This is a genomic window from Halomonas sp. BMC6, from assembly GCF_964204995.1.
Lineage (GTDB): Bacteria > Pseudomonadota > Gammaproteobacteria > Pseudomonadales > Halomonadaceae > Vreelandella.
In genome coordinates, this window is the sequence record NZ_CAXNSH010000001.1 from 2,297,942 (window position 1) to 2,324,077 (window position 26,136).

Consider the following 26,136-nt stretch of genomic DNA (forward strand, 5'->3'; position numbering starts at 1 on the left):
CGGCCAAGCGTATAGCGGTTGAAAGGGCCGCGCTCATAGGCGGCCTTCCTCAACAGCGTGACACGCCACGCGGGTGCCGTCATCCTGGGTTTTCAGGGCTGGAACTTCCTGTTTGCAGCGGGCGTTGGCATGGGGGCAGCGGCCATGAAAAACGCAGCCGCTAGGTAGGTTGACCGGCGTCGGCACTTCCCCTGAAAGACGAATATGCTGCGGGCGGTCATCTTCCAGGCGGGGGATCGCTGACAGCAGCGCCTGAGTATAGGGGTGGCGGGGCTTGGCAAACAGCGTTGCCGTCGTCGCCACCTCACATACCGTACCCAAATACATCACCGCCACCCGCGTCCCGAAATGCTCGACCACCGCCAAATCGTGGGTAATGAACAGATAGGTCAGGTGACGATCTCGCTGAGCATCCATCAAAAGATTGAGCACCTGCGCCTGGATCGATACGTCCAGCGCTGAAATGGGCTCGTCGGCCACGATAAATTCGGGGTCGACGGCGAGTGCGCGAGCAATCGCAATACGCTGGCGCTGTCCGCCGGAGAACTCGTGTCCAAAACGCTTGCCCCAGTCCGGGTCGATGCCCACTGAGCGCATCACGTCTTCGACTTTGTCGAGGATTTGCTGGCGGTTCCAGTCGGGGTGGTGCAAGCGCAGCGGCTCTTCCAGGGTTTGCTGAATTGTCATACGCGGGTTTAGCGACGCGTAAGGATTCTGGAAGATCATCTGCATGCGCTTGCGGTAGGGCAAGAGCTGCTTTGAGCTAAGATTGTCGATGCGCTGGCCGTCGTAACGAATCTCACCTTCTGAAGGTGAAATTAGCCCCATGACCGTGCGCGCCACGGTGGATTTGCCGCAGCCAGATTCACCCACCACGCAGAGCGCTTCGCCGCGTTTGATGTCCAGGTTCACGCCGTTAATGGCGTGGACATACTCCTGATGGCGAACCAGCTTGCCGCCTTTAAAACGTAGCTGTTCCAGAAAATCACCGGAGAGTGAGAAGCGCTTTTTGAGACCGCGAATTTGTAGCAGTGACTCGCTGCTCTCTTCATTTTGGGTCGGCATGGTCGCTAACGTTTCCGCCTGGGCGTTCATAGGCTTTCCTCCTTCAAGCGGCGATCTTCCAGCATTTCCGCCACCATGTGACAGGCCACGCGACAGTTTCCAGAATCAACGAAATCGGGGACTTGCTGGGTGCATGCAGGCCGAGGCTGACCGTCGGCACGGTTAATAAAGTCGCAGCGGGGGTGAAACGCACAGCCGCTGGGCAGGTTAGAGAGCGACGGCATGCTGCCACGAATCTGATTGAGCTTTTCCCCTGGCGTTGCCATCTGCGGCAGTGCGTTGATCAAACCTTGCGTGTAAGGGTGCTGCGGGTCGTTGATGATTTCCCGCGTGGGGCCTTGCTCGATGACACGGCCTGCGTACATGACCAGCATGCGCTGAGTCACTTGGCTCACCACGCCCAGGTCGTGGGTAATCAAAATCAAGCCCACGTTGTGCTGCTCACACAGCTCCAGCAGCAGCGCCATGATTTCGGCCTGGATCGTCACGTCTAGCGCCGTGGTAGGCTCGTCGGCAATGATGATGTCCGGGTCGAGCAGCAGGGCGATGGCGATAATAATACGCTGGCGCATCCCGCCGGAAAGCTCGTGGGGGTACTGGTCTAAGCGCTTTTCCGGAGAAGGGATCTGCACCTGGCGCAGCTTATCCAGGGCGATGGCACGGGCTTCTTTGGTAGAGATGCGACGGTGTGCCTTTAAGCACTCCACCATCTGTTCGCCGATGGAGAGCACTGGGTTCAGCGTCATCATCGGATCTTGAAAGATCATCGAAATGCGGTTGCCGCGCACTTTGCGCAGGCCTCGCTCCGACATGCTGTTGAGCTCTTTCCCTTCGAAAGTAATGCTACCCCCGGCAATAAAGCCGGGCTTGGCGATCAAATTCAGCAGTGAGAAAGCGGCGACGGATTTACCCGCGCCAGACTCGCCTACAATACCCAAGCGCTCGCCGCGCTCTAGGGTGAAATTCACGTCGCGCAGGGCGCGCACTTCGCCCTGGCGCAGGGCAAAGCGGACATCGAGTTGAGAAACTTCAAGAAGTGCCATGGTGTCCTCAGCCTTTGTAGAGTCGTGGGTTCATGACATCGCGCAGCCAGTCGCCCAGAAGATTGATTGACAGCACCAGCACTACCAGCACCGCACCGGGGATCAGCGTGATCCACCAAGAGCCTGATTGAATATAGTCAAAGCCTGCTTTGATCAGCGAACCCAGCGAGGGGTGCGTTTCCGGCATACCCAGCCCCAAAAACGACAGCGCCGCTTCGGAGATGATGGCGTTGGCAATTTGCACCGTGGAGATAACGAAGATCGGTGACAGCGTGTTCGGCAGCACATGGCGGAACATGATGCGTTTACTCCGCAGGCCCATGACGCGGGCGGCATCCACGTACTCTTTGTTTTTCTCGGCCAGTACCGAGGCGCGCACGGTACGAGCATACTGGGGCCATTCAGCAAGGCCGATGATCAATATCAGCATCAGAACGGCGTACTGGCTGTAGAACGCGCTGCCCAGTGTGGCTTTCACCACGGCACCCACGACGATGGCTACCATCAGCGTCGAGAACGAGAGCTGAATGTCGGCCAGGCGCATCAGGAATGCATCGACACGGCCACCCAGGTAGCCGGCCATCAGGCCGAAGGTCACCCCCAAGAGGGCTTGTAGTGCCACTGCGCCAAAACCGATCAGCAGCGATACCCGCGTGCCGTAGAGAATGATCGACAAAAGGTCGCGCCCCTGTGCGTCGGTGCCCAGCGTATACATCTCGTCGGCGCCATCGATCCAAAAGGGCGGCAGCTCGGAGGCGAGAATGTCGATTTGCGCCAGGTCATAAGGGTCGGTCGGCGCTAAAAGCGGTGCTGAAAAAGCCGCAATGACGAGGCAGATGAAGACCGCCAAACAGAGTTGCGCCGTGCGGTCGCGTTTGAAGCTGTACCACAAGAAGGAGTCGCGCATGCGCTCCCAGCGGCTTGGGGCAGTGGACGTGGTAGACGTGGTCATGCGGGCTTACCTGTCAGTTTTACAGTGGGGTTCACGAAGCCGTAGATCAGATCCACGATGGTATTCGTAACCACGAAAATGACGCCGACAATCATCAGGTAGGTAACAATCAGCGGAATGTCGGCACGGTTGATGGCGTCAAGGAACATCAGCCCCATGCCCGGCCATTGGAATACGGTTTCGGTCAAAATGGTGTAGGCCACCATAGTACCGATTTGCACGCCGCCCACGGTAATCACCGGCAGCATGGTGTTTTTCAGCGCGTGCACGAAATAGACCCGACGCATGGAGATCCCTTTGGCGCGGGCATACTTCACGTACTCGGACTGCAGCACTTCCATCATTTCTGCGCGAATCAAACGTATGAACAGCGGCAGCATGATCGACGCCAGCGACACGGCGGGCAGCACCAAGTGCTTCAAGCCGTCCCAGGTCACTAGGTTGGTATCCCAGTGGCCCACGACGTGCACCAAATCATAGCCACGGCCAAAAGACGGCATATTGCCCTCGGTCGAGAGCAGGCCGTTGAGCCAAGCGCCCCAAGCCGTGCTTTCGGGGAACAGCGAGACGGTGATGCCAATCGAAAAAATTTGAATCAACACGATGGCGGTCAAGAAGACCGGGATCGAAATGCCGATGATCGATGCGCCCATGAAAAATCGGGAGATGGGCGAGCGCGGTTTGATCGCGCTATAAACGCCAATGGGCACCGACAGCAGCACGATTATCAGCGTGGCGGCAAAAACCAGCTCAAGGGTAGCGGGCAGGTGCCGAGCAATCACTTCCAGCGCCGGTTCGCGGTAGAAATAGGAGTCGCCAAAATCCCCTTGAACGGCATTTTTGGCAAAGCGCACGTATTGAACCAGGAAGGGGTCGTTGAGCCCCAGCCGTTCACGAATGGCTTCGCGTTCACTTTCGGGGACCGACTGTCCGACCATCTGCTGTACAGGGTCACCCAGGTTATCCTGGATGGCGAAGGCCAGTACACTGATGACAAACATCACCAATATTGCGTGCATCAGCCGCTTGATTAAAAAAGCAATCATGGCGTACGCCACCTATGTAGGTTAATCAGAGAAGCGCCGCATCAGGGCCGTGGCGGCCCAAAGAAAACGCTTCGCCCTCCAGCATGACTGGAGAGCGAAGCATCCTTGCGGGTTATCGGTTCTGCGTGGGGCTTAGCGCTCGATCACCAAGTCACCCAGGTAGGGGAAGTCCAGTGCGCTAACGACTGGTTCAACGTCAACGCCTTCCGCTGCGGCGTAGGCAAGGTTTTGCCAGTGCAGCATGACGAAGCCGACGTCTTCATACAGCATGGCTTCGGCTTCACGCAGCATCTCGTTACGTTTCTCGAGATCGGTTTCGCCATCGGCTTCCGTCACCAGCGCGTCGATCTTTTCGTTGCAGTAGCTGCCGTAGTTGTACTGGCCAGCACCGCTCTCCTCATCGATACAGAACGAGAGGTACTGGAAGAAGTTGGCGGTATCTTCGGTATCCGCGTGCCAGCCGATCATGGCGATGTCGGACTGACGGGTGTCGTACTCAGGCCAGTACTGGGCCAGCGGCATAGTGCGCAGATTCACCGTGATGTTGATGCGTGCCAGCATGTTGGCCACCGCCTGGGCGATTTGCGCATCGTTCACGTAGCGGTTGTTCGGCGCGATCATGTCGACGGTGAAGCCCTCTTCGTAGCCCGCTTCGGCCATGAGTGCTTGGGCGCGCTCCAGGTCGTAGCGAGGAACGAGATCCGGATTGTGGCCAGAGTAACCTTCCGGAGAGAACTGGCCAGCCGGTGTGGCGAAGCCGCGCATTAAGCGGTCGGCGATGCCTTCCTGATTGATGGCCAGGTCAACGGCTTGACGAACGCGAGCATCTTGGAAGGCTTCAACGCGCTCTTCGTTGAGCTGGAAGCCGATGATACGGGTGCCGGGCACTTCGACCAATTCCACACCGTCAGCGTCACGCACACGATCCAAGTCGTTGGGCGGAACGGCATCGATGAAGTCCACGCCGCCAGACAGCAGGGCCGCCACGCGTGAGGCGTTTTCGGCAATCGGCGTTAGGATGATTTCAGAAACGTTGCCTTCGCTTTCGGTGTCCCAATAGTCTTCAAAACGTTTGAAGTCGACGCGGACACCCTGGCGGCGGTCGGTCACGATGAACGGGCCGGTGCCTGATACGTTACGTGAAGCAAACGAGTTACCGGCTTTGACGATCTCGGCTTTGTCGTTACCCTCTTCGGTTTCGCCTGTGTAGAACTCGCTATCCATCGGGAAAATGTAGGTGGCGAGGTTCAGCAGCAGCGGATAGGGCTCAGACGTGGTGATTTCGACGGTGTAGTCGTCGATGGCTTCTGCGCTAGCCACCGGGTCAAAAATGGCGCGGTAGTCCGGGCTCTCTTTCAGACGCTCAATGGTCCATACGACGTCTTTTGCTGTGAAAGGGTTACCGGAATGGAAAGTAACGCCTTCGCGCAGGGTCATGCGCATGGTGGTGTCGTCTACCTGCTCCCACTCGGTTGCCAGGCGCGGCTCGAACTGGAAGTCTTTGGTCCAGCGTACCAGCGGATCGAAAGCAAGATGCGAAAAGCGCAGCACGCCGCCCGAGAGCTGCTCATGCAGGTCCAGGGTTTCAGGGTCGGCAGAGTAACCGATGCGCAGGGTTTCAGCGCTAGCCGTCATCGGCAACATGGCAGTTGCTGCTACGGTCGCACCAATCACGGAGGCCAGTAGTGTCTTCTTGAGCGTCATCTTTGTTCCCATGCATGTTGTTTATTGTTCGCTTTGCTGGGCGAGTCGCAGGCGCGTCACGGACCAGCAAAACAGACACGGTCAGCTCGTAAGCTATGCTGACAACATAGAGAGAGGTGATAGCGTCATACAATCGAAATAATGACTGGCATCATTCATCTGCTAAATGATGGGGCTAACGGCGCACGTTGGAAGCAATAGGATTAGACAAAAGTCGATGCGTGTCAGCGGTGGGTTAGGCTAGCCTCGAACCGATCACATAAGGCGTAGTAGACGATGTTCAAACAAGGAGTTGGCTGGCTGCTCGCCAGTGCATTAACCTGCGGCTCGTTGCTGGCAGGCGCTGACGAAACGGCGAACATAGTCGGAACGTTGGACGGTGAGGAGCATGCTTGGTTCGTATTACGACAGGGGGACGACTCCAATGCGACGTTTATGGAAGTCGGCGATCAGCGCCAAGTCGAGGTTACCGGCTTCATCGACCCGTTGGAGTGGGATGCCCAAGAGGCGCTGGTACTGAGCTTCGTGTTGGAGGGTGACGAGCTCGTCGCGGCCAAGGTCATGCAGCTCATCGGTCATACGGCCATGCCACCTCTCTATACCTCGGAAGGGGGCAGTGTCGACGTGACGTTGAACCACGGTGAGCAGCAGGGACGCGAGCTACATCTAAAAGGAGAGATTCAAGGCGTGCTGGCACTGCAACGCGACGCGAATACGCCCCCCAACACGTCGGAGGGCATCGATATTCACGTCCACTTCGAGCTGGTCGCGCAAAGGGTGGAGTTTTAAAGGCCGTTAGTGAGCGCCAAAGCGCTGCTGCAGCCAGCGGTTGATCTCATCCGATTCATAGAGCCATGTCGCTTGGCCGTCATCATGCTCAATTTTCAGGCAGGGGACTTTGACCTTACCGCCGCCCTCCAATAGGGCCTGTTTGTGGTCGGGGTCTAGCTGGGCATCTCGACGTTCGATATTGAGCCCCAATCGTGCCATCTCTTTGCGCACTTTGATGCAGAAGGGGCATGTCCGAAACTGGTAGAGCGCGAGTTTCTGGCAGGCGGCATCCACCTCGGCCTGCTCTTCAGGCGTGCGTGTAACGGAGGCGGGCGTCGAGAGCTTCTCGGAGATCAGCATGACCGGGGCCAGCAGAACGCGAACACCTCTAAAAAAGTAACGAATCAATAGACGCATGATGGACTCCTCTCCTGGGTTGCGGATCACCGCGCAGGGTCTGGTAATGGAAATGGTGAAGAAAGGGTGGGCGCATCCTGCAATAAATCGCCTCCATTGTCACTTTCTCTACCCTGCACGCCCTCTCTTCCCGCGAACGAGGTGAGCAACACCGCTTGGCGTGCTAATCTCAGCGCTCGTTGATTGATGTGTCTAGTAAGTTCAATCGTTTGAAATGGTTAGGAAGGGAGCGCTCGGCCCATGCGTCTACACATAATTGGTATCTGTGGCACCTTTATGGGGAGCCTTGCACTTCTCGCACGGGAGTTGGGTCATGAGGTGAGCGGCTCCGATGCCAATGTGTACCCGCCAATGAGCACCCAGCTTGCCGAGGCGGGCATCACGTTGATGGAGGGCTATCGCCAGGAAAATCTCTCGGAGGCCTTCGACGTGGTGATCGTCGGCAATGCGCTCTCACGTGGAAATCCAGAGGTAGAGGCACTTCTTAATCGTGGCCAGCGCTATACCTCGGGGGCGCAGTGGCTAGCGGATTACGTGCTGCCAGGGCGCCACGTGATTGCGGTGGCCGGTACCCATGGCAAGACCACCACCGCAAGCCTTTTGGCGTGGCTGCTGGAAAGCGCCGGACTATCGCCCGGTTTCCTGATTGGCGGCGTACCGCGCAACTTCGGCGTGTCCGCTCGGTTGGGGGCTCCCGATGCGCCTTTCATAGTAGAAGCCGATGAGTACGATACGGCCTTCTTCGATAAGCGCTCAAAATTCGTTCACTACCGGCCAAACGTTGCGGTGATGAACAACCTTGAATTCGATCATGCCGATATCTTTCCTGACCTCGCTGCCATCGAACGTCAGTTTCACCATCTGGTACGTATCGTGCCCAGCCAAGGGCATCTGCTGGTGGCCGATCAGCAGCCCGCCTTGGAACGGGTGCTATCGATGGGGGCCTGGTCTCCCGTAATCCGTTTTGGCACCGACCACGGCAGCCAGTGGCAGCTGCGACTGGAGCGTCCCGATGCCAGCCGTTTTCAGGTGTTGCATTTAGGTGAGCAGGGCGAAGAGGATAGCGTCGTGGAGTGGTCGCTTACGGGCGAACATAATGCCCGCAACGCCCTGGCCGCCCTGGCCGCGGCACGCCTTTGCGGGGTGAATTTGGCGCGTGCCTGTGCGGCGCTGGCGCGCTTTCAAACGCCACGGCGTCGCCAGGAGGTTCGAGGAGAGGTCAACGGCATCCAGGTCATCGATGATTTTGCCCATCATCCCACGGCCATTGCCGCCACGCTGCAAGGCCTGCGCGCCGCTACCACCAAAGGACGTTTGCTGGCAGTGATCGAGCCCCGCTCCAACACCATGCGCTTGGGCGCTCTGCGGGAGCGTTTGAGCGAGAGCGTCGCCGAGGCGGATGCCGTGTTCTGGTTTCAGCCCAGCGGCGTGGCCTGGTCGATGGAGTCGCTCGTAAAGGCCCAAGGGGAGCGGGCCGCGCTGTTTGATGACATCGATGCTCTGGTCGATGCTGTGGTCACACAGGCGTCACCCCTCGACCGTATCGTGGTGATGTCGAACGGTGGCTTCGACGGCGTGCATGAGCGATTACTGGACGCATTAACCAAGCGGGAGCAGGCGAAGTGACGACGACGTTTAAACCACCGGTAACCGTAGCCCTCACCGGTGCCTCTGGCGCGCAGTATGGCTTGAGATTGATCGACGTGCTGGTGGACGCCGGGCACGAAGTGTGGGTGATGATTTCCAAGGCGGCGCATATGGTGATTGCGACGGAAACCGACGTCTCCCTTCCGGCGCAGCCGCAGCGTTTGGTCGAGGCGCTGACCGAAAGAAGCGGTGCGCAGCCTGGGCAGATTCGCTGCTTTGGCCGTGAGGACTGGATGGCGCCAGTGGCGTCTGGGTCGGGGGCTCCGTCGGCGATGGTCGTTTGCCCCTGCTCGACGGGCACGCTTTCGGCAGTGGCCACCGGCGCGAGCAATAATTTGATCGAGCGCGCGGCGGACGTCGCCATCAAAGAGCGCCGCACGCTGGTGATGGTGCCCCGAGAAAGTCCGTTCTCACCGATCCATTTAGAGCACATGCTGGCGCTGAGCCGCCTGGGCGTGGTGATCCTCCCCGCCGCGCCGGGGTTTTATCACCGCCCGCAGCGCCTGGAAGATTTGATCGACTTCATCGTAGCCCGCATTCTCAACCAGCTGGGGATTGCGCATACCCTGATGCCGCGCTGGGGCGAAGAATCCCACGCCACCGGGACCTCTCGCGATGCACAAAACAAGGACGGTGAGCCATGATGTCATGGGCGACGCTCTCGGTCTTCGTACCTACGTTTCTTTTCGTCTCGTTAACGCCAGGGATGTGTATGACCCTGGCCATGGTGTTGGGGATGACGCAAGGCGTCAAACGCACGCTGTGGATGATGATCGGAGAGCTGATTGGCGTCGGGTTCGTGGCTGCCGCCGCAGGGGCGGGCGTGGCCGCGCTGATGTTGCGCCAGCCAGAGCTGTTCGTCGCCTTCAAATGGGTGGGCGGTGCCTATTTGGCTTACTTGGGTATCATGATGTGGCGCTCCCGCGGGCGGATGGCCATTCCCAGTGAGCTGGATGCCGGCCCGGCCGCCGGTCGGCTTCAATTGGCGATGCAAGGGTTGGTCACGGCGGTCGCCAATCCGAAAGGGTGGGCATTTTTCATGGTGCTGCTGCCTCCGTTTTTAGACGGCAGCAAGCCGCTAGCGCCGCAGCTCAGTATGTTGATCGCAGTCATTCTTACCATCGAATTTGCCAGTATGCTGGTGTACGCGACCGGCGGTAAGACGCTGCGTAAGCTGCTGGGCAAAAGCGGGAACGTCAGGCTACTAAACCGTATTGCCGGAACGTTGATGATAGGTGTCGGCCTGTGGCTCGCGCTGGGCTAAGCGGCACGCCATCACACGGGCGAGAAAAACACGACGCGGGTACCCACGCATAACAGCGACCCTAGCAGCAGCGCAGCCCAGGGGAGTGGCGGTAGCGGTGCCCGGTATCGGCGCTGCCAGTTAATTTGAATCATCGCGCAGACCACCAACCCCAGCAACGCGCCGCCGATGAGGTCACTCAGCCAGTGAACCCCTATGGCCAAGCGTGAGAGCGCCATGGGTAGCGCCGTGGCCATGGCCAACCAATACACCCACATACGTCGCTGTCGAGGCAGTCGCGAGGCCACGAAGGCAGCGAGCAGTCCAACGATGACGACCCACGTCGAGGTATGAGCGCTGGGGTAGGAGAACGACCCCGTGAGGTACTCCGGCGTCTCGGGCCTGGGCCTGGCGAAAACGGCCTTACCCAGCGTGTTGAGCGCACCGATGCCTCCCATGGCCACCGCGCCGTGCGCGAGCACGTCCCACCGCTTGATCCACGTCAGCCAAACGACCCAGGGAAGTGACAGAGCGGCGATGCCCGCTTTATCGCCTATTTGAGCAAGAAGCAGGCTCGTTTCGGTTAGCCAGTCGGCGCTTAGCCATGAAAAAAGCCGCTGCGCTTGAAGATCGATCATCAGCGGTTCGGGATGCTGTACCACCAGCAGTGTCCAGGCACAGGTCAGCGTCAGTGCGAGGAGCGATAAAAACAGCGATGCCAAGGGCACCTCGCCGCTACGGCTCATGGCCAGCCAGGGGCGGCGCATGACGGGCACGCGTCGAGCCAAACGCGCTACGGCATAATACACGCGTCCGTGCCGTCCTACCTGGGCGCGCCCCCAGGAGAAGACGACGGCCAACCCCACGACGCTGGCTGCCATCACGAGCAAGGCCATCTCCACGTTGGCAGGCAGGTCGAGACGCCGCTGCCAAGTGTGGCCCAGCAAATAGCCCGGCAGCAGGTAGGCGGGCGCCCAGAGTAGCGCCGAGGCGACGTTGGCCAGCAAGAACGTGCGTGCGGGCATGTGCATCATGCCCGCAACGAGCGGAATGATCGGTCGTACCGGACCGACGAAACGGCCAATGAACACGGAGTAGACCCCGTAGCGCTCGAAAAAGCGCGCGCCCCGACCCAGCCACTCGGGATGTTGCGATAGAGGCCAGCGTGATACCACGTGATCGCGGTGGCGTGCGCCCAGCCAGTAGCTCACGCCATCGCCCAGCACGGCGCCCACGAACGCCGCGCCGAGCAGCCATGGCAGGGCAATCATCTGATGCCCTGCCATGGAGGCGGCTGCTGTCATCAGCACAACGCCGGGAACCAGCAGCCCCACCAGCGCGAGAGACTCGATAAACGCGATGCCTAGCACCAGAAGTACTAAAATCTCTGGAGAGGGCGATAGGGAGAGTAACGACTCGGTCATCGGCAAAGACGCATCCGTGGGTAGAAAGTCAACCGTTAGCCATCGCGTCGGCACGCGCTTCCAGGCGCTGTACGTAACGCTCGAAACTCTCTTTGCGCAGCGGCAGGCAGGTAGCAATGCGCGCTTCCAACTGACCGGTCTCGACCAATACGCAGCGGGACAAGGCTCGCTGCAGTCGCTCGCGCACGAGCAGGGCGCCACTCTCACTGGTGTCGGGCAGCACCAGCCAGAAGGTGGCGTTCCCCGCGCGTCCTAGCAGGTCGTGGTCGCGGCAGCGGCTATTGACCTCTTGGCACAGCGCCCCCAATAGCGCCGTTTGGGCACGCTGGCCAAACTGCTCTTCTGCCATGTCCAACTGGGGAAGGTGCAGCACCAAAACGGCCAAGCGCTTATTCAGCATGGCGGCGCGTTGGAACTCATTGTTCAGGCGCTCTTTCAGCGTATCGATGTGGTAAGCATTGCAGTCGCTGTCGTTAGGGTCCGTAGCACGCAGTAGCGCTCGGCGTCGGGCGTGTTCCCAAGGAGGCAGCGCAAGCAGTAGCACCAATACCACCACGCCCAACGAGAGCGGCGCCGCGTCGAAAGGCGCCAGCCATCCCCACGCTACCAAGCACACCGTGTTGACCGCTAGCGCACTCCATAAAGGAAGCAGTAAGAACGTTGCCGCAAGGGGCAGGCCCAGCCAAAGAGAGGCCGTGTCAGGGTGGGCATGCACGGCGCTCAATACCACGACATACGTGCTGATCAGTAACAGCGTGCGGGGGAGCGCGGGCTGTGTGCCCTGGGCCAAATGCATCAATAGACACACCAACAGCAATATCGACACGAATAGCGGCACCAGCAATTCACGATAGCTGCCCATGGCATAGAGCCATAGCGTATAGGCCGCCATCATGACGATGCTCGCACCATAGGTTGACGTCATTAGGCGCTTAGACGAGATGAGCGTGTTCATGCAGCCTCGCGTAACGGGGAGGTCGGAAAGCGGCTGAGTTCTTCGAGGGTCAACGATGCCAGCTCGATGTCCATGAGCGGCTTGTGCTGCGTGAGCACGCTATCCGGTAGCGCTGCCAGCAGCAGCGTGCGGCGGCTAGCGGCTTCACTGGGCGTTTTGGAAAGCATCAGCGTAGCTAGGGTCGTGCCGTTGAGGCGGTAGACGTTCTCGAAGTCGTAGGTGAGTTCGCACAGCTTTTGCGCTACCTGCCAGAGCTGATGCCGTCTTACCCGAAAGAGCAACACCTCGGCGTAGATGGCTTCCCGTTCAGAGCGTGTCTGTTCGCGCATCAAATCGCGCAGTAGCTGCTCGCCTGCCCAAAGATTCAAACCCGGGATCAGGCGCAGCCGTTGGCGAATGGCGCCGTTGATCGCCAGCAGTTGGTGGGTACGCGACATGGCTAACACCATCAAAACGGTCAGGGAGAGTGTCATCAGCAGCCAGGCGGGGAGTGATATGAGCGGCGCCAGCACAAGGCAGCTGGCAAACGCCGCGCAGCCGTTGAACACGGCAGCCCACCGATGCTGCGGCAGCATGAAGACGGCCCCCCACGCCCAAATGAGTAGCGCATGACGTTCGGGGGCGGTCGCTATCAGGCCTAACAGCAGTGTACCGGCCAGCATTTGCCAGGGCAGGCCCCGGGAGCGGCGATGGCTAAAGTCGAGAATGAGGGCAGTCATCAATAGCCAGCCGACAGAGAGCCACATCATAACGGCGGCCGCCGGCGCGTCGCTGGGCGTCCAGAGAGATAAGGCGACGGCTGCGGCGAGCAAGTTGGCCCTCAATAGGCTGATTTTGTATTTGCTTTGCATGGTGGCTTACTATCTACCTGATGGCGAATGGCCCAGTGGCCCGTAGCATAACGCATTGCTTGGCCTCGTCCTTGGAATCACTCAGTATAATGTTCATTGGCAATACGACACGCCTCACTTCATTGGCAACGCTCACGACATAGGGAGATCGCATGCGCGGTTCAGATACATTCCAACAAGACGCCCAACACCATCTGGCAGCCGGGGATGTACCCGCGTACATGCAACAGCTAGGACAAAGCGCCCGAGCCGCCGCCAGCGCCCTGCGTCGCGCTGATACGCACGTCAAGAATCAAGCACTGGCCGCCATGGCCAAACGTGTCGATGCGGCGCGCAGCGATATTTTACAGGCCAATGCTCAAGACATGCAGCGTGGACGGGAGAATGGACTGGATAACGCGCTGCTGGATCGTTTGGCGCTCAATGACCAGCGCATCGACGCGATGATCGAGGGTCTGCGTCAAGTGGCGGCCTTACCAGACCCGGTCGGCGAGATAGATGGGATGAGCTATCGGCCCAGCGGTATTCAGGTGGGGAAAATGCGGGTGCCGTTGGGGGTGATCGGTATCATTTACGAGTCGCGTCCTAACGTGACCATCGAAGCGGCCAGCCTCTGCCTGAAATCGGGCAATGCCTGTGTGCTGCGTGGCGGCTCCGAGGCAAGCGCTTCCAACGCAGCGCTGAGCCGCTGCCTGCAAGCAGGGTTGGCCGATGCAGGGCTACCCGCAGGCAGCGTGCAAGTCGTGGCGACCACGGACCGTGCGGCCGTCGGCGAGATGATCAGCATGCCGGCCTATATCGACGTGATCATTCCCCGTGGCGGCAAGTCGCTGATCGAACGTATTTCCCGCGATGCCAAGGTGCCGGTCATCAAGCATTTGGACGGCGTGTGCCATGTCTACATCGATACGACGGCCGACCCCGCCAAGGCACTGGCGATTGCGGTCAATGCCAAAACCCATCGCTACGGCACGTGCAACACCATGGAGACGCTGTTGGTGGACGCGCCGGTGGCGGATATCCTACTACCTGAACTCGCCCGCGCGTATGCCGAACACGAGGTCGAACTGCGTGGCTGTGAGCGCACCCGTGCGCTGCTGCCCCAGGCGCTCGAAGCCACCGACGCGGATTGGCAGGCAGAGTACCTGGCCCCCATCTTGGCGATCAAGGTGGTGGACGGCATCGAGGAAGCCATCGAACATATCGAGCGCTACGGCTCGCACCATACCGACGCTATCGTGACGCAGGACTACTCCCTGGCAAGACGCTTCATGGCAGAAGTGGATTCGAGCTCGGTGATCGTGAATGCCTCTACTCGCTTTGCCGATGGCTTCGAATACGGTCTGGGGGCCGAAATCGGTATTTCTACCGACAAGCTTCATGCTCGGGGGCCGGTAGGGCTGGAAGGACTGACGACACAGAAATACATCGTGTTCGGCGATGGTCAGGTTAGGCAATGAGTGAGACGCCACACCACCCGCAGCCTCTGCGGGTGGGCATGATGGGAGGAACGTTCGACCCGGTTCATCATGGCCACTTGCGCAGCGCGCTGGAAGTGCGAGAGGCGCTAGGCCTGGATACGCTGCACATGGTGCCTGCGCCGCAACCGCCCCTGCGCGATACCCCTCAAGTGTCGCCAGCCCAACGTTTGGCGCTCTTGCAAGCGGGCATCGGCGACGCCCCAGGGATCGTGGCGGATGATCGTGAGCTTCACCGAGATGGCCCCTCCTACAGTGTCGATACCCTGGCCGAGCTTCGCCAACAGTATGGCGATGCGGTGCCGCTGGTCATGGTGATTGGCTACGACGCCTTTTTACGCCTGGCGCACTGGGATCGCCCAGAGCAGGTATTTTCATTGGCGCATTTGGTGGTCATTGCGCGTCCAGGCTATCAATCGCCGTGGCCGTCGGCGCTGACGGAACTGGTCGGCGATCGTGAAGTCAGTAGTGTCAGCGAATTGATGGCGCGCACGCGTGGCGGCGTTTTACGGTTAGAACTGCCGTCGCTGATGGCGATTTCGGCCACTTACATACGCCAACGGTTGAAAGAGGGAAAAAGCGTGCGTTATCTGGTGCCTGAGGCGGTGGAGCAGGCGATTTTTCACGAGCGTCTTTATCAATCCGATGAATAGCGCTGGCAGTCGTGAAAGAAGCCGTTACAATGGCCCGCTTGCAGGCTGATGCCACGTAAAAGTCCAACGTTAGTCACGATACTCTCTATCACCACAAGGGGTTGCCTTTAGGAGTCATGCACATCGATACACTGAAAAATCTAGCGATTGACGCGCTAGAAGAGCTGAAAGCACGCGATATCACGCAACTCGACGTTGCGAAACTCACCGAAGTGACCGACCTGATGCTCATCGCCAGCGGCACTTCTACCCGTCACGTGGCTGCCCTGGCGCAGAACGTGGTCGAAAAAGCCAAAGCGTCCGGTCTTCATCCTCGCGGCGTAGAAGGCGGTGACAATGCCGATTGGGTCTTGGTCGATTTGGACGACATCGTCGTACATATCATGCTGCCTGAAGCCCGTGCGCTGTATGATCTCGAGCGTCTTTGGGCCGACTTGCCCAGCGATGCTGGCGCCATCGGCGAATCGCTCAAACAGTTCGAAGAGCGAGCCACGATGTCATGAGGATTCGGCTGTTAGCGGTGGGTACCAAAATGCCAGCGTGGGTAGAGCAGGGCGTTGAGACCTACCGCAAGCGGCTTCCTCGGGATTTCACCTTAGAGATCGAAGAGATCCCACTGGGTCAGCGCGGCAAAAATGCCGATATCGCCAAAGCGCGTGCGCAAGAGGCGCAGCGTATCCGCGAAAAGCTGCGGGGGGATGAAATCGTCGTTGCACTGGAAGTCAAAGGGAAGCCTTGGACCACCGAGCAGCTCGCTCAAGAAGCAGATGCTTGGCGCATGGAAGGGCGAGATGTCGTTCTGCTCGTCGGTGGACCCGACGGTTTGGAACCTTCGCTGTCTGCCATGGCGGACAAAGCGTGGTCCCTCTCGCCCCTGACGTTGCCTCATCCGCTCGTTCGAATCATGCTGGCAGAGCAGCTTTATCGTGCCTGGACCCTCTTGGTGGGACACCCCTATCACCGATAGGCGCTACGCGCCGCTGGAACCTAGGTTGCGTTTACTCCCCACTGGGGCCGCCGCTTTTATTGTTTGTGAGAGTCATCTGTTGCCATGCCCCAGCGCCGTGACACGCTAAAAAATCCCGAGCAAGAGCTGCGTATTTTCCGTGTCCGGGCGCTGCTTGCCGTGTTGGTGGTGGTAGTGCTCACCAGCCTGTTGGTCAGTCGGCTAGGCTATCTGCAAATCGTGCAGCACGACCTCTACAGCACCCGCTCTGAAAAGAACCGCGTGCGAGTCGAGCCTTTGCCACCCAATCGCGGGCTCATTTATGACCGTAACGGCGTGCTGCTGGCGGAAAATCGCCCCACCTACAATCTGACCCTAGTGCGTGAGCGGGTAGACGACCTAGACGACACTCTCGCTCTGCTGGTGGATCTTCTCGAACTGCCCGACGAAGAGATCGAGGCATTCCAGGTGCGTTCCCGCCAGCGCCAGCGACCCTTCCAGCCTGCGCTACTGATGAGCGACCTGAGCGAAGAGCAGATCGCTCGGCTGGCCGTCAATCGCCACCGTCTTCCCGGTGTCGAAGTAGAAGCGCAGCTGCTGCGCTATTACCCCGATTCAGAAGTCATGGCCCATGCGTTGGGATACGTTGGGCGTATCAATGCTGACGAGCTGCAAGAGCTTGATCCAGGCCGCTATGCCGGCACCCACTTCATTGGTAAAACCGGCGTCGAGCGTTTCTACGAGACCGAGCTACACGGCGAAGCGGGGCTGCGCAAGGTCGAAACCAACGCGCGTGGGCGCGTGCTGCGCGAGCTTGGTCGTACCGATCCAGTGCCTGGCGCCAACCTGACCCTGACCCTCGATCGCTCCTTACAAATGCTCGCCTACGAGCTGTTGGACGGTCGGCGTGGTTCCATCGTGGCCATCGTGCCCGATACCGGTGAGATTTTGGCCATGGTGTCGACCCCCGGGTTCGACAGCAACCAGTTCGTTACCGGCATCGATGTGGCCTCTTATCGAGCGCTGCAGGAAGACATCGACCTGCCGCTGTTCAACCGGGCCATTCGCGGCCACTACCCGCCGGGGTCGACCATCAAGCCGTTCTTGGCATTGGCGGGGTTAGTGGAGGGCGTGATCACCCCCGACAGCACCATCAACGACCCTGGTTACTATCAACTGCCCAACGACTCGCGCCGTTACCGCAACTGGCTACGCTGGGGGCACGGACGGGTGGATATGGAGCGCTCCATTGCGGTCTCCAACAACACCTACTACTACACGCTGGCGCACGACCTGGGCATCGATAAACTTCACGAGCAGATGACCAACTTTGGTTTTGGTCAGCGCGTGGCTCACGACGTGCAAGGGGAGAGCACGGGACTGATGCCCTCGCGGGACTGGAAAAGAGCACGCTTCAACCAGCCGTGGTACCCCGGCGAAACGCTGTCGGTGGGTATCGGTCAGGGGTATTGGCAGGTCACACCGCTTCAACTGGCCAGCGCCACTGCGGCGCTGGCCAACCGCGGGCACTGGGTGAAACCGCGCCTGGCCCTGCGCATTGGCGATGAGCCCATGCCCGAGGAGCTTCCCGATACGCTGCCCGATATCGAGCTTGCCAACGATAACTGGTGGGATCGGGTGTATAGCGGTATGGAGAAAGTGCTCAGCGGTAGCGAAGGCACCGCACGCCGAACCGGCGTGGGTCTGGAGTACCGTATGGGGGGCAAGTCGGGGACGGCCCAGGTGTTTTCCCTGGGGCAGGACAAGCGCTATAACGCCGAAGAGCTGGAAGAGCGACTGCGCGATCACGCCCTGTTCATGGCCTTCGCTCCCATCGACGATCCGCAGATTGCGGTGTCGGTCATCGTCGAGAACGCAGGGGGCGGGAGTACCCATGCCGCGCATTTGGCGCGGGCGATGACCGATGCGTGGCTACTCGAAGAGGATGCCCCCGAGGTCGATGACGTCAAAGAGGTGCTCGAAGAAGATACTGCCAACGTGGAGGGTAACTAGCGATGCCTTGGCAACTGATTACCCGTTCCCTGAGGCGTTACCCGACGCGTCCGCCCGATAGCGGTATCGCTCGGCGTAAAAGTATCTGGGAACGCATCCATCTCGACCCATGGTTGCTCGGCATGCTGCTGGTGCTCATGGGGGGCGGCCTTCTGGTGCTCTACAGCGCTTCGGGGCAGCGACTCGATACCGTCATCGCTCAGGCCATGCGCTTTGGTGTCGCCCTTGCGGGTATGGTCATCATTGCGCAGTTCTCGCCGTCGACGTTTTTACGCTGGGCACCGCTGGCGTACGGCGTGGGGCTCGCCATGCTATTGGCCGTGGAAATTGCCGGTGATGTTGGCATGGGGGCCAAGCGCTGGCTGGAAATTCCAGGCGTCATCCGTTTTCAGCCCTCTGAAATGATGAAGTTGGGCGTGCCGCTGATGGTGGCGGCCTACTTGAACCGCTGCCAGTTGCCTCCTCGGCTTCGCGATATCGTCGTGTGTGCGGTGATCATCGGCGTGCCGGTCGTGCTCACGGCGATTCAGCCTGACCTTGGCACGTCGCTGTTGGTGGCCAGTGCGGCGTTGATCGTGGTGCTGCTTGCCGGGCTGTCCTGGAAATTGATTGGGTTAGTGGCTGCATTGGGCGCGGCGGGCCTGCCGGTACTGTGGATGAACATGCACAACTATCAGCGGCAGCGGGTGCTCACGTTTTTGGACCCCGATAGCGACCCGCTCGGTTCCGGGTGGAACATCATTCAGTCCACCACGGCCATCGGCAGTGGCGGGTTGTGGGGGAAGGGGTGGTTGGAAGGCACCCAATCCCAGCTCGAGTTTTTGCCGGAGCGTCATACCGATTTCATCATTGCCGTGCTGGGCGAAGAGTTTGGTCTAGTCGGCATGCTGGTACTGCTGGCACTTTACGTGATGATCGTGGGGCGCGGGCTTTGGCTTGCGGCATCGTCTCAGGACACGTTTGGGCGTCTGTTTGCAGGTAGTATTATTCTGACGTTTTTTATCTATGTCTTTGTCAATGTGGGCATGGTGAGCGGTATTCTGCCCGTGGTGGGCGTACCGCTGCCGCTGGTCAGTTATGGCGGCACCTCCAGCGTGACCTTGTTAGCGGGGTTCGGTATTCTCATGTCCATACACGCCCATCGGCGGTTACTGCCACGTTAACGACATCAACCGTGGCGGTACGAATTCACAGGAGTGGTGAGTCAATGAACAGGGCGCGAAGTCAAGCGGGTGGCTATGCCATTGCCATGCTAGTAGCGTGTTCGGTCCCTGCGGCATTTGCAGAGGAAGCAGTCAGTTTCGACCCTCGGCAACACCCGCAGACCCAGCCGTTGGTCGAGGAACTGACCGAGCAGGGAGTGCCAAAGGAGTGGCTCGAGCAAGCGCTGACTCAGGCAAGCTATCGCCAAGAGGTGCTGGACGCCATGGCGGGGGCGGCAGAGCGTCGGCTGCGCTGGTTCGAGTATCGCGATATCTTTCTGACCGAGCAGCGTATCGTCGAAGGGGCCGCGTTCATGCAGACGCATGCCGACGCATTGGCGCGTGCCGAGGCCGACTACGGCGTGCCGCCGGAGGTCATTACCGCCATCATCGGCGTGGAGACCTACTATGGTCGCCATAAAGGGCGCCATAAGGTGCTGGATTCCCTCGCCACGCTGGCCTTCCATCACCCGGCGAGGGGGGATTTCTTTCGTGGCGAACTCGCCGCATTCTTGACGATTGCCTACCAGCAAGAGGTAGAGCCAAGCTCGCTCTACGGCTCCTACGCCGGTGCCATGGGCTATCCCCAGTTCATTCCTACCAGCTATCAGGCGTATGCCGTCGATTTCGACGGTGACGACAAACGCGATTTGTGGAATAACCCCGTGGATGCGATTGGCAGTGTCGCCAACTACTTTGCTGAGCACGGTTGGCAACGGGGAGGGGCGATTTATCATGAGGCCAAAGGGCCTGAGACGCGCCCCGACGCACTCCGCTTTAACCAAACGGTGCGCCCGGATACCACGGCTGCCGAAGCCGCCGAGCAAGGCGTCGTGACGGAGGCGTCCCTATCGCCCGACACGCCGGTGATCCCATTGGTGCTAGAGTATGCCGATGGGCAGGAGCGCTATCGACTAGGCGAGACCAACTTCTACGTCATTACTCGCTATAACCACAGCCACCTCTACGCCATGGCGGTAGCCGAGTTGGCAGAGGCCATCAAGCAGCAAGCCGAGGCTGAGCATGATTAAACTGCGAATCGATGTGCGACTTTTGAGCGGCTCGCTGCTGGTGGCGGCCTTGGTCAGCGGCTGCGCCAGTTCTTCCTCTCCGCAGCGGGTGGCGGGGGAAGCTGGGGGCGCAAGCCCGGCGCCCGCTACTCCCGCTCCCGCCAGCGGTGAGCGCTACGCCATGACCGGCGACGCTTACCCGGTAGCCCCGCCAGACGTGAGTACCGTGCCCGATGCCGAACCGCGTATCGAAGCCCCTTCTCGGGCGGGCAACCGGTCGACCTACGAAGTGTGGGGCGAAACCTATCACGTGCTCCCCGATTCGCGCGGCTACGCGCGCCAGGGAACGGCCTCCTGGTACGGTGAAAAATTCCACGGCTACGCCACGTCCAACGGTGAGATCTACGACATGTACAAAATGTCGGCAGCGCACCGTTCGCTGCCGCTGCCGACCTTTGCCAGAGTAACGAGTTTGAACAACGGTCGTTCCGTGATCGTTCGCGTCAATGATCGTGGTCCGTTCCATAGCGACCGTGAAATCGATCTCTCCTATGCGGCGGCGGCTCGTCTGGGTATTCTCGATAACGGGACGGGGCCTGTCCGCGTCGAAGCGATCGACCCCGCCCAGTGGCTGGCGGAGCGTGGTCGTGGTGGTAGCGCTACGCCCTCTCAAACGGCACCGGCGGCGCCTGCCGTTGCCGCGCGGACGCCTGCGCCATCGGCTCGTCCCGCTGCAGCGACAGCACCCGAGCCAGGCAGTGGCGATGCCATCTATTTACAGATTGCCGCGTTAGGCAGTGCCGAAGGGGCACAACAGCTTCAACAGCGGCTCTCGGGTGAGCTTCCCCATGGCGTTCGCGTGAAAAGCGATGCCGATGTTCACCGCGTACAGGTGGGGCCAGTGAGCCCCCAGCAAGAGACACAGGCCCGCGAAGAACTCCGTCGTGCAGGCTTTCCTCAAGTATTTGTCGTGAGATAATAGCTCTCAACATGTGCCCAAGTGGCGTGCTATGCGCCGCCATATTCTTTGTCAGTGAGAAGTGTGTGATGAATGTATTGATGTCAATCCGCCGTACCGCCAAGCTCTGCCTCTTCGCGGCCATGACGGCTGTCATATCCCCTGCAATGGCGCAGGTGATTCCTCAGCCGCAAACGATCATTCCCGCGCCGCCGCAGCTTGCCGCGAGTTCGTGGATTTTGATGGATGCCAACAGCGGGCGTATTTTGGCAGAGCATAACTCTGATGAGCGTCTACCGCCGGCGAGCTTGACCAAACTGATGACGGCCTATCTGGTTGAGCGCGAGCTGGACCGTGGCACCATCAATCTGACCGACATGGTCAACATCAGTGAAAATGCCTGGCGCACCGGCGGCTCCAAGATGTTCATCGAAGTGGGTGACCGCATATCGGTGGATAACCTGCTACACGGCATCATCATCGTCTCGGGTAACGATGCCAGCGTGGCCATGGCAGAGCACCTGGCGGGCGGTGAAGCGCCGTTTGCCGACCTGATGAATCAGCACGCCACCCGGCTTGGCATGAATGACACTAATTTCATGAATGCCACCGGCTTGCCCCATGAGAACCACTACTCGACTGCCCATGACATGGCACGCCTGTCTCGCCATATCATCAACGACTATCCCGAACATTACGCGATTTACTCTCAGCGCAATTTCTCGTTCGGGGGAATCGATCAGCCGAACCGCAACCGCCTGCTGTGGCGCGACCCGTCCGTGGACGGCTTGAAAACCGGCTGGACCACCGAGGCAGGCTACTGTCTGGTCTCTTCGGCACAGCGGGATGGCATGCGCCTGATCTCTGTCGTGATGGGCACCAATTCCGATGAAGCGCGAGCCCAGGAGTCGCAAAAGCTGCTGAGCTACGGCTTTCGCTTCTACGAAACCATGAAACTGTATGAGCGTGGTGCCGTGCTGGCAACGCCACGCGTATGGGGCGGTGACATCAACGAACTGCGTGTGGGCGTGGATGAAGAAGTCTTCATGACGCTGCCCCGGAATCGTAACGAGGAGCTGCGCGCTCGCCTGAACCTGGATGCGGACATTCACGCACCCGTGGCCGTGGGTGATGACGTCGGCACCCTGGAAGTTTACCTGGGCGAAGAGATGGTGGGTGAGCGCCAGCTGGTCGCGCTGGAAAATATCGAAGAGGGCGGGTTGTTCAAGCGTCTGTTCGATCAAGTGCAGCGCTTCTTCAGTAACTTGATCAGCAATTTCACCAGCTAAATTGCCGGTGGCGGGCCCAGCCTCGACGCAATACACCTTGTATTGTGAGGGGCTGGGCCTTATTTATTGGGATTAGCTCAACGATTCACTTATTTCCAAAAGGCCAGTTATGAAAAAAGGTGCCAAGCAAGGGCTCCGTGATTTACGCCAGCCCGCGGCCACAGAGCCACCGAAAATCACGTTTCCCTGTGATTACCCGTTAAAGGTCGTCGGCGATGCCGCCGACGATTTCCCAGCCGCCGTTTGTCAGGTCATCGTGCGTCACGCCCCGGACTTCGATGAAACCACGCTGGAAGTCGTGGACAGTCGTAATGGACGTTTCCAGTCCGTGCGGGTGACGATCGTGGCGACGGGTGAGCAGCAGTTAAGTCAACTGTTCGACGACCTGAAAGCCACTGGCCGCGTGCACATGGTGGTGTAATCATGAACCACGACGCCCCGATCGCGCTGCATCGCCTCGGCCATCGCTCGTATCTGCCGGTATGGGAAGCCATGCGGAAACTCACCGATACCCGCGACGAACACACGGTGGATCAATTTTGGCTGGTCGAGCATGATCCCGTGTTTACCCAGGGGCAAGCTGGCAAGCCGGAACACCTGTTGATGCCGGGCGATATCCCGGTGGTGAAGACCGACCGTGGCGGGCAAGTGACCTATCACGGCCCGGGCCAAGTAGTGCTCTATCCGCTGCTGGATGTGCGGCGGGGCAAGATCGGCGTGCGCGATTTGGTCACGGCGCTCGAGAATGCCGTGATCGATGTACTAGAAGCGCACGGTGTACGCGGTTGGGCCAAGCCCGATGCACCGGGGGTCTATGTGGACACGGCGCTGGGGGAGGCCAAAATTGCCTCGCTCGGCCTGCGTATTCGTCGTGGGGCCAGCTATCACGGCGTCGCGCTGAACGTCGACGGCGATCTGTCGCCGTTTGCGCGTATCAATCCCTGTGGTTATGCGGGGATGCAGGTGACCCGCCTTGCCGATGTAGCCGAGCTTTCGTCCGACAAAGACGTTGGCGAGCAGTTAGCCTACGCCCTGGCAGCGCGACTGAAGCGCACCTTGGTGAGCCCGTCGTAGTACGCAGGGGCGGTGTTTTTCGGTAGGAGTGTCTTGCGAAAGAGAGACGCCTGCATGGAGGCCCATGCAGGCGTTTTAGCAGGCTAGCCGACGTTGAAGGCAGGAATGCGATTGCTGTCGGGCTCTTGGCCCGGTACGGCTGCTGGCGCGGCAAGGCCAAGGTTGTTCTTTTCGAACACGCGGTCTGCTCGGTAGCTAGAGCGTACCAGCGGACCAGACGGCACTTCCATAAAGCCTTTTTCCAGGCCCAGTACCCGGTAGCGTTCAAACTCTTCCGGGCTGACCCAGCGCTCGACCGCTAAGTGGTTTTTGGTGGGGCGAAGGTATTGGCCTAATGTCACGATGTCCACGCCAATGTCGCGCAAATCATCAAAGGTCTGCAGGATCTCTTCGTCCGTTTCACCCAGCCCCAGCATCAAGCTGGTTTTGGTGATGATGTCGGGGCGGTACTGTTTGGCGTGGGCCAATACGTCCAGCGTTTTGCGGTAGCCCGCGCGCGGGTCGCGCACTTTGCTGGTCAGCCGCTCTACAGTCTCGACGTTTTGCGCAAATACTTCGAGGCCAGAATCCACCACGCGCTCGATGGCGGCTTTGTCGCCGTCGAAATCCGGCGTGAGGGCTTCCACGACTACCTCGGGCGTACGTGCCTTGATGGCGCGGATGCAGTTGGCGTAGTGAGTGGCACCGCCGTCATCGAGATCATCACGGTCGACGGACGTCAGCACGATGTAACGCAGGCCCATCAGTTCCACGGATTTTGCGGTGTTTTCCGGCTCTTCGCGGTCCAGCCAGCCTTTTGGGTTGCCGGTGTCCACCGCGCAGAAGCGGCAGGCTCGCGTACACACGGACCCCATCAGCATGATGGTGGCGGTGCCATTGCTCCAGCACTCGCCCATGTTGGGGCAGTGGGACTCGGCGCACACGGTGCTCAATCGGTGGGTGGCCACGTTCTTCTTAACGGCTTCGAAACGCTCGCCGCCGGGGATTTGCGCGCGCAGCCACTTGGGCTTGCGCTCGAGTGAGGGGGCTTCGGCCTGCGCTTTGCGCTGCTTCATGCCATCTTTAATCACCGTCATGCCGTGTTCGTTACGGAATTTTTCGCCGCTGGGCACGCGCTGGGAAGGGGTGTTGCTCATAGGAGAGAGCCTCTCTACTGTGCGGCTGGCAAAGGGAACCATCACGCGACGTACGCTGCAAACGAGGTTTGTCTAACGGGGTCGCTCGGCAACTGCTTGCCATGCCCTGAGTAACGCTAACTGATACGTAGGTTGTAGATAATGTAACATATCTGGCAATCAACAAGACACCGCCAACCACTACTCATCATGCGCCAGCGAGAGGGCGGGCAGACAAGAAACGCCATGGCTGGGGAGCGGACTGCCGGGGGCCTGAAAGTGGCGCTGGAACTCGCTCAAATGCTCACGGACGAAGCGCAGAAAAAGCTCGGCCACCGGGGTGGGAAAGTAATCCCGGCGATAGACCGTGCACCAGGCGCGACGGATTGGAAAGTGCGGCAGTGACAGCGTCGCCAGCAAGCCTTGCTCCAGTTCGCGCTGCACGGCCAAACGGGGTAGCACAGCGACGCCCAAGTGCGCCATGACGCCTTGTTTGATCGCCTCGTTAGTGCCCAGCTCGATACGGTGTGCCAGCCCCACTTCTTGATCCACGGCTAGCTGCTCAAAGGCACTGCGCACCCCCGACCCCGGCTCTCGCATTAGTACGAAGTGGCGCGCGAAATCCGCCAGCGTTGGCTGTGTCATGCGCAGCAGCGGGTGCTCGGGCCATACTACCGCTACCAATTCGTTTTCGAGAATCGGCATGACCACCAGATTGTCGTCTTCCGGCACCATGGCCATGATGACGACATCGTCCTGCTGCTCGGCCAGCCGCTCGAGGGCTTGGCTACGATTGCAGACCTTAAGACGCAGCTGCACGTCCGGGTAGCGGGCACGAAATTTTGCCAGCAGGTAGGGCACGACGTATTGCGCGGAGGAGACCGCTGCGATGTTCAACTTGCCGCTGATTTTGCCGTTAATATCCGACAGACTCATCTGCAGTCGAGAGAGCTGGCCAAAGATTTCCCGCGTCGAGAGAGCGAGCGTATCCGCGGCAGGGAGCGCGTGAAGCGTTTTGCCTGCGTACTTGAACAGCGGCTGGCCCAGGGCTTGCTCGAGCTGGCGGATCTGCGCACTCACGGCGGGTTGGGTCAACCCTAACTGCTCGGCTGCTCGGGAGTAAGAGCGCTGACGATAAACCGCTTGGAACACCTGTAGCTGGCGGAACGTTAAGCGGTTGAGCAGCGTAGGGGATGACATAACCACCTCGGGTAAACTTTCTCGATCATGCGATGCGCGATCGCTGGCAGTGCCGATGCGGCTGCAAGCGTGGCTTCATT

At 59.7% G+C, this 26,136-nt stretch carries 26 protein-coding genes; 15 read left to right on the forward strand and 11 right to left on the reverse strand.

Features of this window, described 5'->3' with window-relative positions:
• Window positions 1-33 precede the first annotated feature (33 nt).
• From AB6K10_RS11025 to AB6K10_RS11045, 5 genes are all read right to left on the reverse strand, one after another.
• On the reverse strand, window positions 34-1,095 hold the full coding sequence (locus AB6K10_RS11025; RefSeq protein ID WP_339118730.1) for an oligopeptide/dipeptide ABC transporter ATP-binding protein: 1,062 nt from the start codon (window positions 1,093-1,095) through the stop codon (window positions 34-36).
• Window positions 1,092-2,108: an ABC transporter ATP-binding protein gene (locus tag AB6K10_RS11030; RefSeq protein WP_339118731.1), complete on the reverse strand. Its 1,017-nt coding sequence runs from the start codon at window positions 2,106-2,108 to the stop codon at window positions 1,092-1,094. The genes AB6K10_RS11025 and AB6K10_RS11030 overlap by 4 nt, the downstream gene beginning before the upstream one ends.
• Before the next feature lie 7 nt (window positions 2,109-2,115).
• Window positions 2,116-3,060 carry an ABC transporter permease gene (locus AB6K10_RS11035; RefSeq protein ID WP_253018879.1) on the reverse strand — a complete coding sequence of 315 codons (945 nt, stop codon included), beginning with the start codon at window positions 3,058-3,060 and terminating at the stop codon, window positions 2,116-2,118.
• On the reverse strand, window positions 3,057-4,106 hold the full coding sequence (locus tag AB6K10_RS11040) for an ABC transporter permease (RefSeq protein ID WP_285264308.1): 1,050 nt from the start codon (window positions 4,104-4,106) through the stop codon (window positions 3,057-3,059). The genes AB6K10_RS11035 and AB6K10_RS11040 overlap by 4 nt, the downstream gene beginning before the upstream one ends.
• A gap of 132 nt (window positions 4,107-4,238) precedes the next feature.
• On the reverse strand, window positions 4,239-5,810 hold the full coding sequence (locus AB6K10_RS11045) for an ABC transporter substrate-binding protein (protein WP_339118732.1): 1,572 nt from the start codon (window positions 5,808-5,810) through the stop codon (window positions 4,239-4,241).
• A gap of 276 nt (window positions 5,811-6,086) precedes the next feature.
• On the opposite strand from AB6K10_RS11045, the gene AB6K10_RS11050 reads away from it, so the two are divergent.
• On the forward strand, window positions 6,087-6,599 hold the full coding sequence (locus AB6K10_RS11050; RefSeq protein WP_285264307.1) for a hypothetical protein: 513 nt from the start codon (window positions 6,087-6,089) through the stop codon (window positions 6,597-6,599).
• Window positions 6,600-6,605: 6 nt separating this feature from the next.
• Here AB6K10_RS11050 and AB6K10_RS11055 read toward each other — a convergent pair whose 3' ends face one another.
• A complete protein-coding gene (locus AB6K10_RS11055) occupies window positions 6,606-6,998 on the reverse strand; it encodes a glutaredoxin (RefSeq protein WP_253018876.1) in 393 nt (130 codons plus the stop codon).
• Window positions 6,999-7,238: 240 nt separating this feature from the next.
• Between AB6K10_RS11055 and mpl the strand changes: the two genes are divergently transcribed.
• Genes mpl through AB6K10_RS11070 form a run of 3 tightly spaced genes read left to right on the forward strand, consistent with a single transcriptional unit; the run spans window position 7,239 to window position 9,909 of the window.
• Window positions 7,239-8,624: a UDP-N-acetylmuramate:L-alanyl-gamma-D-glutamyl-meso-diaminopimelate ligase gene (gene mpl / locus AB6K10_RS11060; protein ID WP_339118733.1), complete on the forward strand. Its 1,386-nt coding sequence runs from the start codon at window positions 7,239-7,241 to the stop codon at window positions 8,622-8,624.
• Complete coding sequence (locus AB6K10_RS11065; RefSeq protein ID WP_339118734.1) at window positions 8,621-9,289, forward strand: flavin prenyltransferase UbiX; 669 nt, start codon at window positions 8,621-8,623, stop codon at window positions 9,287-9,289. The genes mpl and AB6K10_RS11065 overlap by 4 nt, the downstream gene beginning before the upstream one ends.
• Window positions 9,286-9,909, forward strand: a complete 624-nt coding sequence (locus tag AB6K10_RS11070; protein ID WP_339118735.1) for a LysE family translocator — start codon at window positions 9,286-9,288, stop codon at window positions 9,907-9,909. Before AB6K10_RS11065 ends, AB6K10_RS11070 begins: the two co-directional genes overlap by 4 nt.
• A gap of 11 nt (window positions 9,910-9,920) precedes the next feature.
• On the opposite strand, the gene AB6K10_RS11075 is transcribed toward AB6K10_RS11070, so the two are convergent.
• The 3 genes from AB6K10_RS11075 to AB6K10_RS11085 are packed head-to-tail and all read right to left on the reverse strand — an operon-like array spanning window position 9,921 to window position 13,118.
• Entirely contained in the window at window positions 9,921-11,312 is a 1,392-nt protein-coding gene (locus AB6K10_RS11075) for a bifunctional DedA family/phosphatase PAP2 family protein (RefSeq protein ID WP_339118736.1), read from the reverse strand.
• Between the two features lie 28 nt (window positions 11,313-11,340).
• Entirely contained in the window at window positions 11,341-12,237 is an 897-nt protein-coding gene (locus AB6K10_RS11080) for a diguanylate cyclase (protein ID WP_253018872.1), read from the reverse strand.
• Window positions 12,238-12,263: 26 nt separating this feature from the next.
• Window positions 12,264-13,118: a hypothetical protein gene (locus AB6K10_RS11085; protein WP_339118737.1), complete on the reverse strand. Its 855-nt coding sequence runs from the start codon at window positions 13,116-13,118 to the stop codon at window positions 12,264-12,266.
• A 152-nt stretch (window positions 13,119-13,270) separates the two neighbouring features.
• Between AB6K10_RS11085 and AB6K10_RS11090 the strand changes: the two genes are divergently transcribed.
• The 11 genes from AB6K10_RS11090 to lipB all read left to right on the forward strand — a co-directional run bounded on the left by AB6K10_RS11090 (window position 13,271) and on the right by lipB (window position 23,741).
• Window positions 13,271-14,578 (forward strand): glutamate-5-semialdehyde dehydrogenase, encoded by a 1,308-nt coding sequence (locus tag AB6K10_RS11090; RefSeq protein WP_285264304.1) that lies wholly within the window; start codon window positions 13,271-13,273, stop codon window positions 14,576-14,578.
• Window positions 14,575-15,249 (forward strand): nicotinate-nucleotide adenylyltransferase, encoded by a 675-nt coding sequence (gene nadD, locus AB6K10_RS11095; protein ID WP_285264303.1) that lies wholly within the window; start codon window positions 14,575-14,577, stop codon window positions 15,247-15,249. Before AB6K10_RS11090 ends, nadD begins: the two co-directional genes overlap by 4 nt.
• A gap of 116 nt (window positions 15,250-15,365) precedes the next feature.
• Window positions 15,366-15,752: a ribosome silencing factor gene (gene rsfS / locus AB6K10_RS11100; RefSeq protein WP_159341904.1), complete on the forward strand. Its 387-nt coding sequence runs from the start codon at window positions 15,366-15,368 to the stop codon at window positions 15,750-15,752.
• Complete coding sequence (gene rlmH / locus AB6K10_RS11105) at window positions 15,749-16,216, forward strand: 23S rRNA (pseudouridine(1915)-N(3))-methyltransferase RlmH (protein ID WP_253018868.1); 468 nt, start codon at window positions 15,749-15,751, stop codon at window positions 16,214-16,216. The genes rsfS and rlmH overlap by 4 nt, the downstream gene beginning before the upstream one ends.
• 84 nt (window positions 16,217-16,300) lie before the next feature.
• A complete protein-coding gene (gene mrdA, locus AB6K10_RS11110; RefSeq protein ID WP_339118738.1) occupies window positions 16,301-18,208 on the forward strand; it encodes a penicillin-binding protein 2 in 1,908 nt (635 codons plus the stop codon).
• A gap of 2 nt (window positions 18,209-18,210) precedes the next feature.
• Window positions 18,211-19,371 (forward strand): rod shape-determining protein RodA, encoded by a 1,161-nt coding sequence (gene rodA / locus AB6K10_RS11115; RefSeq protein WP_159341907.1) that lies wholly within the window; start codon window positions 18,211-18,213, stop codon window positions 19,369-19,371.
• A gap of 44 nt (window positions 19,372-19,415) precedes the next feature.
• Window positions 19,416-20,441 (forward strand): lytic murein transglycosylase B, encoded by a 1,026-nt coding sequence (gene mltB / locus AB6K10_RS11120; protein WP_339118739.1) that lies wholly within the window; start codon window positions 19,416-19,418, stop codon window positions 20,439-20,441.
• Window positions 20,434-21,399, forward strand: coding sequence for a septal ring lytic transglycosylase RlpA family protein (locus AB6K10_RS11125; RefSeq protein ID WP_253018864.1), 966 nt, complete (start codon window positions 20,434-20,436; stop codon window positions 21,397-21,399). The genes mltB and AB6K10_RS11125 overlap by 8 nt, the downstream gene beginning before the upstream one ends.
• A 68-nt stretch (window positions 21,400-21,467) precedes the next feature.
• The gene (locus tag AB6K10_RS11130; RefSeq protein WP_339118740.1) at window positions 21,468-22,667 is read left to right on the forward strand and encodes a D-alanyl-D-alanine carboxypeptidase family protein; all 1,200 of its coding nucleotides are present in this window, start codon (window positions 21,468-21,470) and stop codon (window positions 22,665-22,667) included.
• Between the two features lie 109 nt (window positions 22,668-22,776).
• Window positions 22,777-23,088, forward strand: a complete 312-nt coding sequence (locus AB6K10_RS11135; RefSeq protein ID WP_159341911.1) for a YbeD family protein — start codon at window positions 22,777-22,779, stop codon at window positions 23,086-23,088.
• Window positions 23,089-23,090: 2 nt separating this feature from the next.
• On the forward strand, window positions 23,091-23,741 hold the full coding sequence (gene lipB, locus AB6K10_RS11140) for a lipoyl(octanoyl) transferase LipB (RefSeq protein WP_159341912.1): 651 nt from the start codon (window positions 23,091-23,093) through the stop codon (window positions 23,739-23,741).
• An 83-nt stretch (window positions 23,742-23,824) separates the two neighbouring features.
• Here lipB and lipA read toward each other — a convergent pair whose 3' ends face one another.
• Window positions 23,825-24,877 (reverse strand): lipoyl synthase, encoded by a 1,053-nt coding sequence (gene lipA, locus AB6K10_RS11145; RefSeq protein ID WP_339118741.1) that lies wholly within the window; start codon window positions 24,875-24,877, stop codon window positions 23,825-23,827.
• Window positions 24,878-25,057: 180 nt separating this feature from the next.
• Window positions 25,058-26,056 (reverse strand): LysR family transcriptional regulator, encoded by a 999-nt coding sequence (locus tag AB6K10_RS11150; RefSeq protein WP_159341914.1) that lies wholly within the window; start codon window positions 26,054-26,056, stop codon window positions 25,058-25,060.
• Window positions 26,057-26,136 lie beyond the last annotated feature (80 nt).